Source organism: Aliiglaciecola aliphaticivorans (assembly GCF_054782055.1).
Window position 1 is genome coordinate 47,390 of the sequence record NZ_BAAGTF010000015.1, and the last position, 19,104, is coordinate 66,493.

The window sequence follows — 19,104 nt, forward strand, 5'->3', positions numbered from 1 at the left end:
AGTTCTTATGTGGTTTATATTTGTGTTAATCGATGAATATTAACAACAATAGTTTGGAATGAGTTTTGCTTATTCCTTATTTTATGATTCTCTATGCTAACTTAGCACTTCTAGGTGCGAGTTAAAGGTTATTGATTAGAGACGGATTTTTAATACTAATTTTTATGCAATTGGTCACATTTTAGTGAGCAAAAAATAATAATTATTACAGGGCGATGACTTAATTATATGAATGTGCGACAGGTAGCGTTTTTACTATTTGCCAGCGTAGGACTTTGGTCTATTAGCGCCACTGTTGATGCTCAACAACTTCAAATTAGAGGTCCTAAAAGTAATACCGCCGAGTTTTCTGGCACAACCTATGGGCCGGTGGTTCCGGAAGATACCTTATGGCGCATAGCCAGTCGATATCGTCAAAATAAGAATCTGTCTGTGTATCAAGTGATGCAGGCCATTTATCAACTCAACCCTGACGCATTTGAAGATCAGAATTTTAATCATCTTGTTGATGGCAGCATTCTAAAACTTCCCTCAGAACGTTATGTTGCTAGAATCGATCCTAAAGCCGCGCAGATGAAAGCTGAACAAGACGATAGTGCTTGGCGCGCTTTCACTAAAGGCGAAACACAACAAGTTAACGTAAAGACTTCTCAAGAGGCAGCAAGTAAAGATGACTTAACGGAAACGAAACAAGTCATTGAAGAAAAACTAAGTGCACTTGACGCGGAACAAAATCGCCAATTTACGGCAATTCGGCAGCAATTTGCCGAGTCAATTGAAAGTGTTCAAACCTTACTCAATGAAAATCGTAAACTCGTTGACCGATTAGATGCGGTTGATACCGAAATTGGTAGTCTACGAGGGCGGGTAGATGAAGAGTTGCAAGTGCAAATGGATCAGATGTTGGCATTGCAAAATGAACTCTTAGCCATTTCCCGGGAAGCAGAGAATCAACGCAAAGCGGAAATGCAAAGCAGTGGTTTTGCCTGGTTAACCGATCCGCTGTTTCTTATTTTACTGTCTGTACTTTTCACTATTAGCTTGCTAGGCGCGTTTGCAATGTGGCTAATTCGCAGAAAGCGACCGGAAACAGAATCTGGCCCTATACTTGATGAAAATCACGCCGCTATCCTCGAGCAAAGTGATGAAATGGATGATCTAGCGGATGCCTTAACCAATGAATTAAGTGAAGAACTAGAAGACAGTGATGATGATTTGTTCGGAGAAGATGATCTTCTAGATGATGTATTGTCAGAAGAATTAGAAGAGTCATTAGATGAAACTGGTGAAGATAGTTTTGAAGCCTTTGATGATTTAGACGACGACAGTTTAGACCCAGTCATAGAGGAATCTAAAGACGAGATTGCAGAAGGTGATAGTGTTCTAGAAGATGATCTTGACAATCTGTTTGATGAAGAAGACTTACTTGCTGACATTGGTGATGAGTTAACTGAAGGAGAGTCGGATGCCAAAGCTGACTCAACCGCGGAACAAGACAGTGAGCAAGGGGCAGAAGAAGATGAGTTAGATTTGGCCGAATCTAACCAAGACGATACTGCCGATGATGAAATTGATGGCTTGGGCGAGTTACCCGATTTAGATAGTGATACGCCTGAAGATAAAGTTGAACAAAGCGAGTCAACAGTTGAGGACTCTGCAAAGGCGACGGAATCATCTACCCCTGAAATTAAACCCCCTGTTATTGATGATGAACCTGATAAGCCTGAAATTAGTATCGATGAATTACTTGAGCAACCTCAAACAGAACAGGAAGTAGATTCCATTGTTTCTGATAATTCAGATTTAATGAATGAGGAAATGCTACAAAATATTGATAAAGAAATTCATCAGCAAAATGCCCAGTTAGATAATATTACCGATGAATTGCTCAATGAAATCGAGCAATTAGAGCAAATGGGGGGAATGCTGGATGAAGAACCTGAAACCCTAGAAGAACCTACGCCTGCGGAAAGTCAGATGGGGATTCAGGAATTAGATTCCCTAACAGAAAATCTAGATGAAGAAGACCTTGTTGAAGATGTAATTGATGATGACAGTGAAGAACTGGATATTGCTGATGAGCTTTTCGATGCCATCGAAGAAGATGAGGTTGAACAAGACGTCATTGAGCAAGATGTTGACGAGTCGGTTAACCCGTCAGAAGACCCACAAGATTTAGACAATGGCGCTGAAACTCCTTTGGATGACAGTCAGGTAGAGGACGAAACCCTTAGCCAAGATGTTGACGAGCCGGTTAACCCGTCAGAAGACGTACAAGCTCCAGAAAATGGCGCTGATACTCCTTTGGATGAAAGTCAGCTAGAGGACGAAGTCCTTAACCAAGATGTTAAGGCAGCTGTTAACCCGTCAGAAGACGTACAAGCTCCAGAAAATGGCGCTGAAACTCCTTTGGATGAAAGTCAGGTAGAGGACGAAGTCCTTAGCCAAGATGTTGACGAGCCGGTTAACCCGTCAGAAGACGCACAAGCTCCAGAGAATGGTGCTGATACTCCTTTGGATGAAAGTCAGGTAGAGGACGAAGTCCTTAGCCAAGATGTTGACGACATAGATGATTTACTTAACCAAGAAAATGTTGAAGATAACAGCGTAGAGTCGCTTTCGGCGGATGAACTCTTAGCTGAGTTTGAAAATGACAAATCGGAAAAAATAGATGAGTTAACTGAATCTGGTTCTGCATTACCTCCGGAACCTGAAGATGTTCAGTCAGAACTAGCCGATGTGCTAAATGAAGCTGAAGAGCCGCTAGAAATTGAAGAGACTCAAGGGGTTCAAGATCCCACAGAAGAACAAAATCTTGTAGATAGCCCCGAAACGGTAGATGAACAAGAAACAGCAGTCGATTTAACTACCGAGCAAAACTCAGAAAACAAAGTTGAACAAATACAAAGTGATGAAATTGAGGATCTCGATAAAGCACTAGATGAATTTGAACAAGAGGTTGTGTCAGAAGCAACTAGCTTTGATGTTGAAATTGGAGATGATAACTTCACACCAAGTGAAGACTCAGATGACATGCAGCTAGAGCAGATCATTCCCATCGATAAAGAAGATGATATCGAAAAGGTTCTCTCTGATTTTGATGAAGAAATTCCAAGTATCGATGATATAGATAGCTTGTCAGGAGAAGGTTCAGATGGTTTCGATGATGCTGATTTAGATGAAGCTTTAAAAGCATTTGATGAAGATTATTTGGCTGAGCAAGACAACCTAGTTGAAAAGCAAAGCACGGATAAGTCAGAAAATGTTGAATTAGACGATTTACCCGGGTTGGGTGACTGGCTGTCTTCTGAAGAAGCCGAAGAAAGTAACTCTCTGAATGAGCTTGAAAAGACGAGTTTTGATGAGTTACTCGATAGCATAGATACAACTGAAGATAACCCTAAAGATCTACCATCAATTGATGATGAAAATACATTATCAAACGTGGATAGCGGTTTAGATTTTGATGCCTTATTAAATGATGCTGATATGACAGCTTCACCACAACAAACGCCGTCTGACCAGCAATCAGAAGACGACTTTTTGGATGTGGATGACTTGATTAATGAAAGTATCGAAGCAGAGGGTACGCAGGAAATCGATAAAGAATTGAACCTTGCTGCGGCCTTTGAATCCTATGCTGGGTTTGGTGAGGCTGATGAGGTAGATGTTGATGGTGATAATGGCATAGGTGCAAAATTAGATTTAGCGCAAGCTTATTTGGAAACAGACGATATTGACGCGGCTAAAGAGTTACTGGAAGAAGTCATTAGTAAAGGCGATGAATCCCAACGCTTAGAAGCGCAAGAATTGCTTACTAAATTGGCTGAATAAACACGTTTACGTAAAATATTTAAATTGAAAGTGCAATCAACCTATGAAAAGTTCGCCGAAATTCATTACAATGGCGGGCTTTTGGTTGTGCTGATTAAGATATGTAAACCATAGAGGTTAGTTTCAGGTTCATAAAGATTCATTCCCAACCATTTCTCGTAAGCTCTTGATTGTGGCGAAAGATAGATCCTATTCAAGGTGGCTTATTAACCCCTTCCAGTTTTAAAGGAAAATGGTCTCAGTGGAGCAGCAGCAAACAAATAAAATCGCGTTAGGGATTGAGTATGATGGCACAAACTATCACGGTTGGCAGCGGCAATCTCAAGTCACTAGTGTACAATTGCATTTAGAAGAAGCGTTAAGCAAAGTTGCTAATCATCCCGTTGCCGTATTATGTGCAGGTCGAACGGATGCAGGAGTTCATGCCACAGGTCAAGTAGTGCATTTTGAAACACCTGCCTCTAGACCCGAACGCAGTTGGACTTTGGGCGTGAATACCAATCTTCCCAAAGATATCGCCGTCAAATGGGCCAAACAAGTGAGCCCAGACTTCCATGCCCGCTTTTCTGCAGTAGGTCGTCGTTATCGTTATATTATTTATAATAACCCCTTTCGTCCTGCAATACTGGCTGGTGGTTTGACACATATGTATACGCAACTCGATCATCAAAAAATGCATGAAGCGGCACAATGTCTGGTAGGTGAGCATGATTTTAGTGCATTCAGGGCTTCGTTATGCCAAGCTAATTCACCTGTGCGAAGGCTCGAGCATATTCAGGTTACACGGCGTGGCCAGTACATTATGATTGATGTGCAAGCAAATGCTTTCTTACACCATATGGTTCGAAATATTACCGGAAGTCTTGCTGTTATAGGCAGTGGAGAACAACCGGTTGAGTGGATGAAAACGTTACTGGAACAAAAAGATAGAGCAAAAGCAGGGGCAACAGCCAAGCCAAATGGTTTGTATTTAGTGGATGTGCTTTACCCTGAGCGTTTTGGGATCCCAGAGATTCCATTGGGACCGGCGTTTTTCTAGCAGTGAAAAAACCAAATTAGAAACAGCAAAGCCACTTCTTAGACCAGTTTTGTTTTCTTCCCAAGAGTAAACTATGTTTTAATGGCGAGAATAGATATTTTACGTCGATAAGCTGTCGATAAAGCGATATTAATCATGATTTTGGTGAAAATAGCAGCATATAAAGCGCAAATTTTTGCAATTAGGATGAATTGAATGAGTTGGATACAAAAAATATTACCGCGGACCCAGTCTTCTATTAAAAGCAATGTGCCTGAGGGGATTTGGACAAAATGTGGATCTTGTGGAGCGGTGTTATATAAAACCGAATTAGAGAAGCAGCTTGAAGTCTGTCCAAAATGTGATCATCACATGCGTATTACCGCTCGTGCGAGAATTAACGCTTTTCTTGATCAGGCTGACCGCAAAGAAATTGGTGACGACTTAGAGCCTCAAGATGTCTTGAAATTTAAAGATTCTAAGCGTTATAAAGATCGCCTACTTGCCGCCCAAAAAGCAACCAAAGAAAAAGATGCGTTGATTGTGATGCAAGGTAAACTGAAAGGCATGCCTGTTGTGTGTGCAGCATTTGAGTTTTCATTTATGGGTGGTTCCATGGCATCTGTAGTTGGTGCCAGATTTGTGAAAGCGGTAGAAGCTTGTTTAGAACATAATATGCCATTGGTGTGTTATTCCTCAAGTGGTGGAGCTCGGATGCAAGAAGCGCTGTTTTCATTGATGCAAATGGCCAAGACTAGTGCAGCCTTAGCTCGTATGAGTAAAAAGGGGTTACCTTATATTTCGGTTTTAACCGATCCGACTATGGGTGGTGTTTCAGCCAGTTTGGCGATGTTAGGAGACATTAATATTGCTGAGCCTAAAGCTTTGATTGGTTTTGCCGGACCACGCGTGATAGAACAGACGGTGCGAGAAACCTTACCCGAGGGTTTCCAGCGCAGTGAATTCTTGGTGGAAAAAGGTGCAATCGATATGATTGTTGACCGTCGCCAAATGCGCGATACCGTTCATAGCTTACTGAAAAAGCTACATTCACAGCCCCATTAATGACAGATAACATATCGTCAGAAGACCAGCACAAACCTAGTTTGTCCTGGTCACTTTCTACATGGCTGGAATATTTACAAGGGATCCATAGCAAATCAATTGATATGGGTCTTTCCCGCAGCCAACAAATCTATGCCCGATTAAAATTAGATTTTTCGAACAGTACGGTGATAACTGTTGCTGGAACAAATGGTAAGGGCACTACTTGCCGAATGATAGAAATGGGTCTACTGATTCAGCAACAAAGTGTTGCAGTTTATAGTTCTCCTCATATCATTGACTATACCGAGCGCGTGCGTATCAATGGTCAAATGTTGAGTGAACAAGCGCATGTGAATGCGTTTATGCAAGTCGAACGCGCTCGCGGTGATGTATCCTTGACTTATTTCGAATTTGCCACCTTAGCAGGGCTGGTATTAATTGCTAACCATCAACCTAATTTTGTGGTGTTGGAGGTGGGGTTAGGTGGGCGACTCGACGCGGTAAATATTGTTGATCCTAATATCGCAGTCATAACGAGTATTGCCCTAGACCATCAAGACTATTTAGGGGATACCCGCGAACTCATTGCAACGGAAAAGTCGGGTATAATGCGCGATAATATCCCCGTGGTCATTGGCGAACCCGATCCGCCGATAACCCTTTTTACGGCAGTTGAAAAGCGGCAAGCTCAGCCATACTGGCAAGGTAAAGAGTTTGGCTACAAAGATTGTGAAACCAATTGGTGTTGGTACAACGCTGATAACCAGTTCAGTGATTTAACACTACCATTAATTCCTATGCAGAACGCGTCAACTGCACTGCAAGTATTAAGCGTGTTAGGACATTTACCTTCTAATCAAGACAAGCTAAAAGAGTTAATCGACCAATCCACGCTACCTGGCCGTTTTGAGGTAATAAGTCACAATCCTAAAATAGTCTTAGATGTTGCCCATAACCCCCAAGCTACGGAGTTGTTGGCATCCAGAATAGAACGACTGAAATACCAGCAATTGCATTTGGTCGTCGCTATGTTAGAAGATAAAGATATTGCTGGAAGCTTATTGCCACTTGTATCCATGAATGCCAATTGGTATGTTGCTTCTCTCAATGTGCCGCGAGGTGCGAAGAGTAAACAACTAAAAACAGTGCTCACTGACTCACAAAAAGTGGTAGAATTTGAAAGTGTTTCTGATGCGCTTCATGAAGCCAAGAAAAATGCAAAACATGATGATTTAATTATTGTGTTCGGTTCATTTTTTACCGTGAGTGAAGTAATACAAGCATCTTGATACAATTTAAATGAATGACCTTGGCATGGGTTTAATAGAGGAAACGTCTTGTCTTCAGCACTTCAAAACCGATTGGTTGGCACCATTATAGTCGTAGCACTAGCAGTGATTTTTCTGCCCGATTTGCTCGATGGTGAAAAACAAACTAGCCAAGACCAATTTGAGTCGATCCCCGAACAACCTAAAATGAGTAACGTCAGTAACACTGAAGAATTTCCTGTCGAGCAAGTAAAACAAGAAGTTTCTCGAAAAGTTGAAATAGTACCGGACGTGGCCACAGATGATTTTGAAATTGATCAGGTTGAACAAAATGATGATCCGTCATCGACAGTAAAACAACAAGATGTTGTGAGTAACACAACGTCTGAAAATACAGATGCGAATAAGAACACCTCTAGGGAAATTGATCGTCCCGTAGAAGACAAAGTCGAAATAAATAACAACGCCCAATCCAATCCCAGTCAAATTGACAGTCGACTGCTTGCAAAAGCCGGATGGGTTGTTCAACTTGGTGTATTTCGTCACCAAAAAAATGTCAGTGAATTATTAAGTACACTCCGAAAAGCGGGCTATCAAGCATTCAGCCGACCGGTGCAAACGAGTTCCGGTGAACTCACTAAAGTGTTTGTTGGACCTGAGTTAAACAAACAAAAACTGCAAAATGCGCTTCCCCAGCTGAGGGAATTAACTAAGTTGCAAGGGCGAGTCACACCATTCACAGTAAAATGAATACTAGAAATAAATACTATCTCTGATAGAATGCGCGCGATTTTAACGAACCAACAATTAATATGACCGGGTCATTATGAATTGGATAGATTTCACCATCATTGGCGTTATCGCTGTCTCCACCATTATAAGTTTGGTACGGGGATTCATTAAAGAAGCTATCTCTTTAGCTATTTGGTTCGCCGCTTTTTTTATTGCTAGCCAATTTTACGAATACCTTGCTGTTTACATGACTAAGTTTGATGATCAAATGGTCAGGAATGGCGTTTCCATAGCGATTTTGTTTGCCAGTACGCTAATTTTAGGTGGGCTGATAAATTATTTAATTGCGCGCTTAGTACAATTTACCGGATTGACCGGCACGGATAGAGCCCTAGGTTCAGTGTTTGGCATTATTCGTGGCATTCTGATTGTTAGCGCAGCCTTGTTCTTCTTAGATACTTTTACGACTGCTTCCGAATCCTCTTGGTGGATAGAGTCGGTATTAGTGCCTGAATTCACTCCTATTATTGAGTGGTTTTTTAGTTTTATACAAAATAACTCCAGTTTTTTAACGCCGAATAAGTAGGTAAATTGCATGTGTGGTATTGTCGGAATTGTTGGAAAGAGTGCAGTAAATCAAGCACTTTATGACGCGTTAACTGTGCTTCAGCACCGTGGGCAAGATGCCGCAGGGATCATGACTGTTGATGATAAGATGTTCCATCTTCGAAAGGCCAATGGTTTGGTGCGAGATGTGTTTCATAACCGCCATATGCAGCGATTAACGGGGCAGTTTGGCATTGGCCATGTGCGTTACCCTACGGCTGGCTCTTCAAGCTCTGCAGAGGCGCAACCCTTTTACGTTAACTCACCATTTGGAATCGCCTTTGCCCATAATGGGAATTTGACCAATGCCCATGATTTACAAGATGAGGTATTTCGAATTGCTAGACGGCATATTAATACCACCTCTGATTCAGAATTATTACTAAATATCTTTGCCCATGAGTTACAACAAAGTGCAGGATTAACCCTAACCCCAGAAGATGTTTTCACCACTATTGCTAATGTACATAAGAAAATTCGCGGAGCCTATGCTGTAGTTGCCGCTATTATCGGCAATGGTATGGTTGCATTTCGAGACCCATATGGCATACGTCCACTTGCATTAGGGAAGCGTAAGACCGAGCAGGGCGATGAATATATGGTTGCCTCTGAAAGTGTAGCTTTAGATGCAGTTGGTTTCACCTTTATTCGTGATGTTGCGCCTGGTGAAGCAATCTACGTAACCGAAGAAGGGGAATTGTTTACAAAACAATGTGCTCAAAACCCTAAAAATGTTCCCTGTATTTTTGAATTTGTGTATTTTGCTCGCCCTGATTCATTTATCGATGGCATTTCCGTATATGCTTCTAGGGTCAATATGGGGAAAAAACTAGGGCAAAAAATAGCTAAAGAATGGGCTGATTTAGACATTGACGTGGTGATCCCTATTCCTGAAACCTCTTCTGATGTAGCGTTACAGATAGCCATTGAACTCGATTTGCCGTATCGACAAGGGTATGTGAAAAATCGCTATATCGGTCGTACATTTATCATGCCTGGGCAAACCTTGCGACGTAAGTCTGTGCGCCGAAAGTTGAATGCGATCAAATCTGAGTTTAAAGGTAAAAATGTGCTTTTAGTCGATGATTCAATTGTTCGCGGTACTACCTCTGAGCAGATCATCGAAATGGCTCGTGAGTCAGGGGCTAAAAAGGTGTATTTTGCCTCAGCTGCGCCAGAAATCCGCTTTCCAAATGTCTATGGTATTGATATGCCCAGTGCCAATGAGTTAATTGCATATGGACGTGATATCGACGAAATTAGCGAGTTAATTAAAGCTGATGGCCTTATTTTCCAAGATATTCAAGATCTTGTTGAAGCCGTAAGTGCCGAGAACACGGCTATCACTGGCTTCGAAACATCAGTATTTGACGGTGACTACATTACCGGTGATATCGACCAAGTGTATCTAGAAAGAGTCGATGGAGCCCGTTCTGAAGGGGCGAAAAAGTCGATGATTCAAACAGAGTTGAGTAACTTGGAAATGCACAACCTTGATTCCGATTCTGATGAGTAATGCATATTAGCTAGGGCAGGGTATCCCTTCCAGTATTAGATTCGTTAAGGTGAGGCTTCGGCCTCACTTTTGTTTTATCGCCTTAAAAACCTCTACTGCTTGCCAACTAAGTCAAATTTATATGGTTAATATCGCTCACTCAATGGGCCATCCACCCAGGGCTTTCCACTTATTAACCATATAACAAAATAGTTCCGCTGTTTTCTTTGTGTCGTAAAGCGCCGAGTGGGCTTCACGCTGATCAAATTCAATTTTTGCCGCTTCACAAGCTTTTACAAGCACCGTCTGACCTAGGGTTAAACCCGCTAAACTAGTGGTATCGAATGATACAAATGGATGGAAAGGAGTGCGTTTAATATTACACCGTTCAATTGCGGCGTTGACAAAGCCTTGGTCGAACGCAGCATTATGAGCAACAATTACAGAACGTTGGCAATCTGCTGCTTTTTGTTCTTTACGAATTTCTTTACATAAATTTTTAATTGCTTCTGTTTCGTCAATAGCGCCCCGTAAAGCACATTGGGGATCGATACCATTAAAGTCTAAGGCGGCTTGTTCGAGGTTGGCCCCTGCAAACGGATTAATATGATAGTGGAAGGTTTTATCTATCTCTATCTCTCCACTGGCTGTCATTTTCAATGTGACTGCGGCTAACTCTAACAAAGCGTCAGTTTGTGCATTGAATCCAGCTGTTTCGACATCAATGACGACTGGGAAGTACCCTCTAAATCGTTGGTTCAACAGGTGAATTGGCGCAGACATGATAACCTTACTAATTGACAAAATAGCTTGCTATTATGTCAACCTTTACAGCCTTGTACCAGTTCAGTTGTGAATATGTTGGTAAGCATTTGCATTCGTTAGTAGTAGTTGGTTATTATCTATACACATTAGGGGATTAAACTTTTTGATTCAAATGTCGATACCTACTATGAATAAACCCCATTTACTGGATTTGTGTTTGATATGAAAACCTGCGCGATTTTTTTGGGCTTAACCCTAAGCTTTGCTAGTCAGGCTAGCTTGCGACACTATGCTGCACCTATTGAGGATTCTCAGTGGCAGGTCAGTCAAAAAAGTCGCTTACAATGTACTTTAAGTCATCAGCTACCAGGTTACGGCGAGGCGGCTTTTTATAGCTCAGCATCGAAACAGCTAAATATGGAGTTTGAGCTGCAGATGTTACGATTGCCAAACACCTATTCGGTGGCGTCTGTCTATTCTGTGCCTCCCAAATGGATGCCAGGGCAAATGCAACGAAAAATTGCACAAATGCCCATTCGTAAACAATACAACAGTGATCTACCGCAAAAAGCGGCGTGGACAATGTTATCCGAATTAGAAAAAGGCTTTTGGCCAACCCTTTATTATCAAGATTGGTACAGTGATTTTGATCGTATAGCCGTGGGGTTGAATGCCAGTAACTTCGCAAAACCTTACATTGAATTTGCTGAGTGTGTTGCCAATTTATTACCCTTTGCATTTGAAGATATTGCTTACACTGTATTGAGTTACAACAGTAACAGTACAGATCTAACCAAATATTCTAAGAAGCGTTTGCAGATGATAGGGGATTACCTCAAAGAAGATACTGATCTTGAGTTGGTATTGTTAGACGGGTATTCAGATAGTTATGGCGGTCGTTGGAATAACGAACAGCTGTCCATTCGTCGAGGGGAAGAAATAAAAGCGTATTTCACTGAAATGGGTGTTGATCCTGATCGCATAGAGGTCACCGGACACGGTGAGCGTCGTCATGCTGCCACCAACACTAATAAGATGTCTCGCGCTAAGAACAGACGCGTTGTTATTCGAATGGCCAAACCTTAATTTACACAGCTCGCAGGGCCTATTTGGTTTTGCGAGCTATTTCCCGAGAATAATTTAGCCTTTTGGCTTTACCTCATTTACCTGCTTATCGATATAGCTTTTTACCTCATCGGTAAAGTCGGTAAATAATCCATCTACTTTTAACTGTTCAAATAAAATCTCTAGGGTTTGTTGGGATGAATACTCTTTTGGTAGCTCGTCTTTTCTAAATGTATAAGGGTGAACGAGCAAACCTGCCTTGTGAGCATTGGCAACTAAAGTTGTGGGTCTGTTATGTTGAAAATTGAATACTTGTGGTATCCATGGCCCAATGCCTTGGGCGACCTTAGCAATAGCTTTAAGGCCTTCGCTGGTTTTTAAGTAATCATAGTCAGACTCAGATTCCTGCCAACTGTTCTCCGCAATGAGTTGAATGAGTTTTACCTTTGCCTGCAATTCAGTGCTAAGTCGTTGGGTTTCTGCAAAGTCAAAACACTGTACGTAAACATGGCTGTCTTGGTTGTCTAAACCGTGTTTACGTAGGATATTGAGTGTTATTTGGCTAAGGTCGGCACCATTTTTTTGGTGCCAACGGGGAGATTTAATTTCCACATAGAGGCCAACGTTTCGTTTAAATTGACGATTAAGTTGTTGAATTAAATTAATTTGTTGTTCAAATGTGGCGATCTTGAATGGTGACTGTCCATGATAACGTTGGGGGTAAACCTGTTCGCCTTTTTGGGTTGTACGTTCATGTACATTTAAGGTTTGCAATTCTTCTAGGGTGAAGTCAAACGCATAATATCGACCATCAGTCCGATGACGCTTAGGAAAGACTTGTTCGACGTTGGTCACGGTTTCCAAGTGAATATCATGCAATACCACCGGGATTAAGTCTTTACTTAAGACCAAATCTTGTTCTATAAAGTCCGCCCCTTGGGAAAATGCGAGGACGGCGGCTTCTATGGTATGCTCTGGTAAATACCCAGAAGCTCCGCGGTGGGCGATAATCGTTGGCTTAGCATAAAGTTGCGTACCAAACAGGCACAACCACATTAACAACGGAAATTTGTACGACATACCTTCCTACCTCTGTTTCATTTGCACAAATAATTATGTCAACAATAACACTCACATATGAAGGTTCAGTGAATATTGTCACAAATCCCAATAAGGAATATCACCAAAATACGCTGTAAAATAGTCAATAAATACGCGTACTTTTGGCGCTAGTAGTCGTGAACTCGGAAAAACCGCCCATATGTCTGTTTCTGATAATAGCGGGTAATTGGATAAGACAGGAACAAGGGTTTTCTCTTTTAAATGTTGGTAAACGCTCCATGTGGAAGCAACGGTAATGCCTAATCCATTTACACTGGCGTCCCTTGTGGCCTCACCATTATCAGTAGTAAACCTGCTAATCACTTTAATCGTTTGAGTAGAACCGTCAGTTTGGAAATGCCAGTTATCTAAACCGACCAAGGTAATACAACTGTGCGCTTGCAAATCATCGGGAGTCGCTGGCGCACCATACTCGGCAATGTAATCGGGTGATGCACAGACGATCCGTTTATCTGTCGCTAATTTCTTGGCAATCAGGCTAGAGTCTTTTAATGAGGCGTCTCTAATTGCAATATCAAAGCCGCCTTCAACCAGATCGACTATGCTATCGGAAAGTCGAAGATCAATATCTATATCTGGGTAGTGTTTGAGAAAGCCGGCCAGAGCAGGCACTAGATGCATACGTCCAAATGAAGCGGGTGCGGTAATTCGCAACCTTCCCTGGGGAGTCACTTTGCCAATGCCCACGGATGCCATAGCCGATTCCACACTCATCAATACGTTTTCAGCATGGGGTAAAAAGGTTCTACCTTCTTCTGTTAATGATACTTTGCGAGTTGTTCTGTGGATCAGCCGAGTGCCTAAACTTTCTTCAAGTTTACTGATGTAGTTGCTCGATACTGCAGGGGATAGGTGAAGTTCATTACCTGCGGCACTGATATTGTTCAATGCCGCTATGCGTACAAATAATTTCAAATGATCTAAATTCATGTTCATGGCTCTCCTTCATTGTATATTATTATCAACAAAATATAGAAAGTCATTCAATAAATTTCTCTATTATCAATTTAATGTTGTTTGAATATACTTGTTTCATCAATCAATAAGGAGTCGAACATGAAAGCAATGATTATTAAAGCCTATGGTGGCAGCGATGTATTTGAAGCGGCAGAGGTTGCTAAACCTGCTGTAAAATCTGGACATGTACTAGTTAAAATTGCAGCCACCAGTGTTAATACTGTCGACACGATGCTGCGTGAATTAGGGGCTGAATTCCCCATTGCGCCACCACTTCCTGCAATTTTAGGAATGGATTTTGCCGGTACAGTGGAAGCTGTAGGTGAGGGGGTTACCGAATACCAAGTGGGTGACGAGGTTTATGGGTGTGCAGGTGGCTTGGCGGATTTACCCGGTACCTTAGCGGAATACATTGTTGCAGATGCTAATTTAATCGCACCTAAAGCGAAAAACATTTCAATGAGAGAGGCTGCTGCCATTCCATTGTGCGGGATCACCGCTTACGAAGGCCTCAAACGAGCCGGCGTTAAAGCCCAACAGTCTGTATTGGTGCATGGTGGTTCAGGCGGCGTAGGACATATTGCCTTACAATTAGCAAACTATTTTGGCGCTAAGGTATTTTCTACTGGCGGCGGAGAAGCACAATTAAACTTAATCGAAAAACTGGGTGCGACAGCCATAAATTATAAAACAGAAAAAGTGGAAGATTACGTTGCTAAGCACACAAACAATGCAGGTTTTGACGTGGTATTTGACTCTGTTGGCGGGGCGAATTTATCCAACTCGTTTAAAGCGGCAGCGTTAAATGGGCAAGTATCTACTACTGTGTCTATGCTTGAAATCGACTTAACGGAAGCGCATTTCAAAGGGTTGTCCTTGCATGTGGTATTTATGCTCATTCCAATGTTACACAACTATAAGCGCGCTGAGCACAGTCAGATTCTTAAACAATTAACTAAAATTATCGAAGCTGGAAAATTAACTCCTGTATTAGATGAAAATCATTATAGTCTTGAACAAGTGAGTCAAGCTCACGACCGATTAGCCAGTGGTAAAGGCTTAGGTAAAGTCGTCATCGAAATCTAATATACAGCTAATACTGATTCAGGCTAGATGTTCCTAGCCTGAATTCATCTTACGTCTACTATGGCTGCTCTTTTATGACTGTCATGGTTTCTGAGGGCATGGTTTCTTTGCTTTACATGCTTTTTGAAAGCGAGATTCGATTTAGTCAAATTTGCAGGTAGGGTTAAAGCGTCATGCTGCGTTGAATTTCGTTTTTGGCGTTTAACGCGACCGTTAAGAAGGCGTGGGTGGTGGCGCTATTGTCGTTTTGTTTAAATTGGATTTGTAACGGAATTTGCGTGTCGACATTGTCCAATGCAATAAAATGACAGCCCTGACTATACAATTTGCTTACGCAAAAAGGAGCAATTGCCACGCCTAAACCGGCAGCCACTTCAGTGACTAAGGTTTGCATATGCCTCGGTTGACTAATGATGTTCGGTGAGAATCCTGCTTGTTTACAAAGTATGATGGTTTCATCAAAAAGTCCAAGGGCTTCTTCACGATTAAAAATAATAAATTGTTCGCTTTTTAACCTAGCGAGATCAGTGTGTTTTTGGCTTGCAAGTGGATGGCTTTGATTTACCACGGCCACCAATTTATCAATATAAATATCGTGACTAATAAATTCGTCAGCAATAGGGGTCGGCAAGGGTCTTGAAAACGCAATATCGATTTTATCTTGCTTTAGAGCTTCAATTTGTTCCGTTGCGGTCATTTCAAATAGAGCGATGTGGACGTGGGGAAACTGAGATCTATAGGTTCGGATCAGGCTGGCCATAAAAGACAAGCATGCTGAACTTAAATGGGCAATATTCAAGGTTCCCACAGTACCACTGTGGGCACGTTTTACCTTTTGCTTAGCTTGCTCAGTTAAGGCGAGAATCCTTAAAGCATCATCAAGTAATTGTTCACCCGCTGGGGTAATCGCAACATCTCTAGAGTTGCGGTTAAATAATGTGACAGCAAGTTCATCCTCCAACGCGGATATATGACGACTTATCGCTGGTTGAACAGTGTGTAACTCGCGGGCAGCTTCTGAAAAGCTCTTATGTTTAGCGACTGAAACAAAACTCCTTAATATTTTGATATCCATGACGAAGTCCAATGTTAGAATCTATACAAATTTGGTATCGATTCAATTAAATAATATCATTTTTGTTATTAATAGATAAGTCTTATGCTGTGTCTATGTTTTATTTACTTAACGACACATATGACCCATTCAGATTCTACACCCGTGTTAAGCCCTTTAATGTTATTACTTATGACAACTGCCATTGCGGCTAGTGCGGCGAACCTGTATTACAACCAACCTATTTTGCCGTTAATTGCCAACGAGTTTCATTTAAATGATTCGCAATTAGGCAGTATTCCAGCACTCACGCAATTTGGTTATGCCTTTGCACTCTTGTTTATCTCACCCTTGGGTGATTCGGTAGTGCGGCGGCAACTTATAGGTCTCTTATCTTGCTTATTAGTGGCAGCTTGCTCAGTCGCCTTTTTTGCGCCAAATCTGCCAATACTGATGCTGGCCGTCTTTTTAATCGGTGTGAGCGCAAATATTACTCAGCAGCTAATTCCGTTTGCTGCATCAATGGTGTCTATTGAAAACAAAGGTGCCACCCTTGGCACTTTAATGATGGGGTTAACCATTGGTATTTTGCTCTCAAGAACCTTAAGTGGGTTTGTTGCAGAGCAGTTTGGCTGGCGCAGTGTGTTTATTATGTCAGCGTTAATCGCCGCCTTCCTTGGGATCTTGCTATGGATATGTTTACCCACCAATAAACCACAGGCTTCGTTGCGTTACTTGCCCCTGTTAAAGAGCACCTTAGTGTTGTTTGCCCGACATCGATCGCTGCGACTATTTACAGTTTCCGGTGCATTTTGGTTTGCCGCATTTAATGTTTTGTGGGCAACACTGGCAATTTATGTGAGTGACGCGCCTTTTCATTACAACGCCCAACAAGCCGGCCTCTTTGGTCTGATTGCATTAGCGGGCGTCATCGGTGCTAAGGCTTCGGGTAAATGGGTGAATAAACTTGGCGCTAAAACTTTAATAATGGTGGTGTTAGGGCTGGCTGCGCTAGGGTTTGCCATAACAGGGCTATTTGCCGGAAATCTAGTGTCCTTGATAGTGGGAATTATACTAATCGACTTTGCTGTTTTTAGTGCACAAGTGGCTAATCAGGTGCGGGTCTTTAGCATCGATAACAGCGCCCAAAGTCGTATCAACGGTATTTACATGCTCGGTTACTATCTTGGTGGGGCGCTAGGCTCAATAGCAGGTCTTACCGCTTACTCTCTATATCAATGGCCTGGGGTGGTGGTGGTGAGCATTCTCTTCATTATCATCAGTGCATTTTTTAACGCCTTGGCCAAACACTAAATAACATTTCTTTTTTATCAATTTAAGGGACTTTTTCATGAACAAACTTAACAGTGCCGGTGGCTACACCTTACTTTGTATTGCCTGTTTAACGATTATGGTAGGGGCTGTCGTTGCCCCAGGTTTAGTCAGTATCTCGGCTGGCTTGGGCGTGACAGACAATGCTATTTTGTTGGTCACTTTACCCGCATTAGGCGCGGTAGTCTTTGCTCCCCTAGCTGGCAAACTAATTGACAAATATGGCGCATATCAATTGCTTATTATTGGCTTATTCTTATATGGGGTTGTGGGGGCAAGCGTCTATTGGTTGCATGGTCCGTTATGGGTATTGTTTAATCGATTCGTTTTAGGCGGCGTGACTTCAGTGGTGATGGCAGGCTGTACGGTGTTAATTTCCCAATGGTATTTTGGCGAACAGCGGTTAAAAATGATTGCTAAACAGGGCATGGCGATCGAACTGGGCGGGGTGGTATTTCTATTTATTGGAGGCTTACTCGCGGCGCAACACTGGGCATTACCCCTTTCGCTTTATCTCGTTGCTTGGGTATTTCTAGCCATGCTCTTGGTCTTCGTACCCCGCCAAAATCCCGTTGAAAAAGAAGTGGAAACCCAACATGAACATGCGACTTTGCAAAAGGGAATTTCACTCAAAAGTGTGTATCTAATTGCTATGCTTGCAATGGTATTGTTTTTCACCTCTATAGTTTTGCTGCCCAGTTATATGTATGGACAAGATTACGACGAACAGCAAATAGGAGGTTTGTTGGCCTTCATTTCATTAATGGCGGTAGTTGCGGCGCACTTCCTGCCTAAGGTATGTAAACTTTTTGGCGAGCAGAAAGTGTTAGCTCTAGCATTTATTGGTTTCGGGATAGCTTATCTTTTCTTCTTACAAACAGGCACTATTAGTTTAGTGGTAGGGGCGATTTTTATCGGCATTGGGTTTGGCTTTAGTATTCCATTGCTAAACCACATGACCGTAGAGCGAAGCGAAGTAAAAGTGCGTGGTCGCAATTTATCATTTTTTACCATGGCGGTGTTTCTAGGGCAGTTTTTAACCTCGTTTGTAGAATACATACCTGGCGGCATAAGCAATATATTTATCAGCTGTGTGGTTCTATGCATGGGTATAGCCCTCACACTGTTTATTCAATCTATAAAACTCACTAACTATCAAAGAGATCAAAATGACAAACTTAGTAAAACTCATTCCCGGTAGTCCTTTTCCATCTATTAATGCAGCGCTTCTAGATGGCTCCACGGTTAATCTAGGACAAGCTCACTCAGGGGCCGATTGGCAAATGCTGGTAGTGTATCGGGGAAAACATTGTCCTTTATGTGTACGCTACCTCAATTTATTGGAGGAGCACAAAGAGGCGTTAATTGCCATCGGTGTGAGTGTCACAGCCGTATCAGCAGATTCAAAAGAACAACTTAGTCAAAACATGGAAGTGCTAAATGTGACTTATCCCATCGCTTACGGGCTAAGTGTTGAGCAAATGCAGCAATTAGGGTTGTACATATCAGCCCCACGTTCTGAAAAAGAAACCGATCATGATTTTTCAGAGCCTGCGCTTTTTGTCATTAACGAAGTGGGAGTATTACAGGGGGTAAATATTGCCAATACGCCTTTTTTACGCCCAGAGTTAGATGTAGTTGTAAGGGGGTTAACCTTTGTTCGTAATCAAACTGGTTACCCCATCCGCGGTACACAAACCTACTAAATTTGCATGCTTAAACC

At 42.0% G+C, this 19,104-nt stretch carries 16 protein-coding genes; 12 read left to right on the forward strand and 4 right to left on the reverse strand.

Annotated features, from left to right (window positions below; translation table 11 throughout):
• Positions 1 to 228: 228 nt before the first annotated feature.
• The 7 genes from ACYVIL_RS08490 to purF all read left to right on the forward strand — a co-directional run bounded on the left by ACYVIL_RS08490 (position 229) and on the right by purF (position 10,021).
• Complete coding sequence (locus ACYVIL_RS08490; protein WP_460312186.1) at positions 229 to 3,834, forward strand: FimV/HubP family polar landmark protein; 3,606 nt, start codon at positions 229 to 231, stop codon at positions 3,832 to 3,834.
• 232 nt (positions 3,835 to 4,066) lie between these two features.
• A complete protein-coding gene (gene truA, locus ACYVIL_RS08495; RefSeq protein WP_460312187.1) occupies positions 4,067 to 4,873 on the forward strand; it encodes a tRNA pseudouridine(38-40) synthase TruA in 807 nt (268 codons plus the stop codon).
• Between the two features lie 195 nt (positions 4,874 to 5,068).
• Positions 5,069 to 5,917 carry an acetyl-CoA carboxylase, carboxyltransferase subunit beta gene (accD, locus tag ACYVIL_RS08500; RefSeq protein ID WP_303476407.1) on the forward strand — a complete coding sequence of 283 codons (849 nt, stop codon included), beginning with the start codon at positions 5,069 to 5,071 and terminating at the stop codon, positions 5,915 to 5,917.
• Entirely contained in the window at positions 5,917 to 7,188 is a 1,272-nt protein-coding gene (folC, locus tag ACYVIL_RS08505; RefSeq protein WP_460312188.1) for a bifunctional tetrahydrofolate synthase/dihydrofolate synthase, read from the forward strand. The genes accD and folC overlap by 1 nt, the downstream gene beginning before the upstream one ends.
• A 48-nt stretch (positions 7,189 to 7,236) precedes the next feature.
• Positions 7,237 to 7,917, forward strand: coding sequence for a cell division protein DedD (gene dedD / locus ACYVIL_RS08510; RefSeq protein WP_303476404.1), 681 nt, complete (start codon positions 7,237 to 7,239; stop codon positions 7,915 to 7,917).
• Positions 7,918 to 7,993: 76 nt separating this feature from the next.
• The gene (locus tag ACYVIL_RS08515) at positions 7,994 to 8,485 is read left to right on the forward strand and encodes a CvpA family protein (protein ID WP_216050228.1); all 492 of its coding nucleotides are present in this window, start codon (positions 7,994 to 7,996) and stop codon (positions 8,483 to 8,485) included.
• A 9-nt stretch (positions 8,486 to 8,494) separates the two neighbouring features.
• Complete coding sequence (gene purF / locus ACYVIL_RS08520) at positions 8,495 to 10,021, forward strand: amidophosphoribosyltransferase (protein WP_303476402.1); 1,527 nt, start codon at positions 8,495 to 8,497, stop codon at positions 10,019 to 10,021.
• Between the two features lie 135 nt (positions 10,022 to 10,156).
• Here the strand turns inward: purF and rnt are convergent, their stop codons facing one another.
• Positions 10,157 to 10,783 carry a ribonuclease T gene (gene rnt, locus ACYVIL_RS08525; protein ID WP_303476399.1) on the reverse strand — a complete coding sequence of 209 codons (627 nt, stop codon included), beginning with the start codon at positions 10,781 to 10,783 and terminating at the stop codon, positions 10,157 to 10,159.
• Positions 10,784 to 10,987: 204 nt separating this feature from the next.
• Between rnt and ACYVIL_RS08530 the strand changes: the two genes are divergently transcribed.
• A complete protein-coding gene (locus tag ACYVIL_RS08530) occupies positions 10,988 to 11,851 on the forward strand; it encodes a flagellar protein MotY (RefSeq protein ID WP_303476396.1) in 864 nt (287 codons plus the stop codon).
• Between the two features lie 54 nt (positions 11,852 to 11,905).
• On the opposite strand, the gene glpQ is transcribed toward ACYVIL_RS08530, so the two are convergent.
• Together glpQ and ACYVIL_RS08540 are read right to left on the reverse strand one after the other, a co-directional pair.
• A complete protein-coding gene (glpQ, locus tag ACYVIL_RS08535) occupies positions 11,906 to 12,910 on the reverse strand; it encodes a glycerophosphodiester phosphodiesterase (protein WP_303476395.1) in 1,005 nt (334 codons plus the stop codon).
• A gap of 78 nt (positions 12,911 to 12,988) precedes the next feature.
• Positions 12,989 to 13,882, reverse strand: a complete 894-nt coding sequence (locus tag ACYVIL_RS08540; protein ID WP_460312189.1) for a LysR family transcriptional regulator — start codon at positions 13,880 to 13,882, stop codon at positions 12,989 to 12,991.
• Between the two features lie 126 nt (positions 13,883 to 14,008).
• On the opposite strand from ACYVIL_RS08540, the gene ACYVIL_RS08545 reads away from it, so the two are divergent.
• The gene (locus ACYVIL_RS08545; protein ID WP_303476390.1) at positions 14,009 to 14,995 is read left to right on the forward strand and encodes a zinc-dependent alcohol dehydrogenase family protein; all 987 of its coding nucleotides are present in this window, start codon (positions 14,009 to 14,011) and stop codon (positions 14,993 to 14,995) included.
• A gap of 163 nt (positions 14,996 to 15,158) precedes the next feature.
• Here ACYVIL_RS08545 and ACYVIL_RS08550 read toward each other — a convergent pair whose 3' ends face one another.
• Complete coding sequence (locus ACYVIL_RS08550; RefSeq protein WP_460312190.1) at positions 15,159 to 16,070, reverse strand: LysR family transcriptional regulator; 912 nt, start codon at positions 16,068 to 16,070, stop codon at positions 15,159 to 15,161.
• Positions 16,071 to 16,190: 120 nt separating this feature from the next.
• On the opposite strand from ACYVIL_RS08550, the gene ACYVIL_RS08555 reads away from it, so the two are divergent.
• From ACYVIL_RS08555 to ACYVIL_RS08565, 3 genes are read left to right on the forward strand one after another with little or no spacing between them, the layout of a single operon-like run.
• Complete coding sequence (locus ACYVIL_RS08555) at positions 16,191 to 17,363, forward strand: MFS transporter (protein ID WP_460312191.1); 1,173 nt, start codon at positions 16,191 to 16,193, stop codon at positions 17,361 to 17,363.
• A 37-nt stretch (positions 17,364 to 17,400) separates the two neighbouring features.
• Complete coding sequence (locus ACYVIL_RS08560) at positions 17,401 to 18,582, forward strand: MFS transporter (RefSeq protein ID WP_460312192.1); 1,182 nt, start codon at positions 17,401 to 17,403, stop codon at positions 18,580 to 18,582.
• Positions 18,551 to 19,087 carry a redoxin domain-containing protein gene (locus ACYVIL_RS08565; RefSeq protein ID WP_460312193.1) on the forward strand — a complete coding sequence of 179 codons (537 nt, stop codon included), beginning with the start codon at positions 18,551 to 18,553 and terminating at the stop codon, positions 19,085 to 19,087. Before ACYVIL_RS08560 ends, ACYVIL_RS08565 begins: the two co-directional genes overlap by 32 nt.
• Positions 19,088 to 19,104 lie beyond the last annotated feature (17 nt).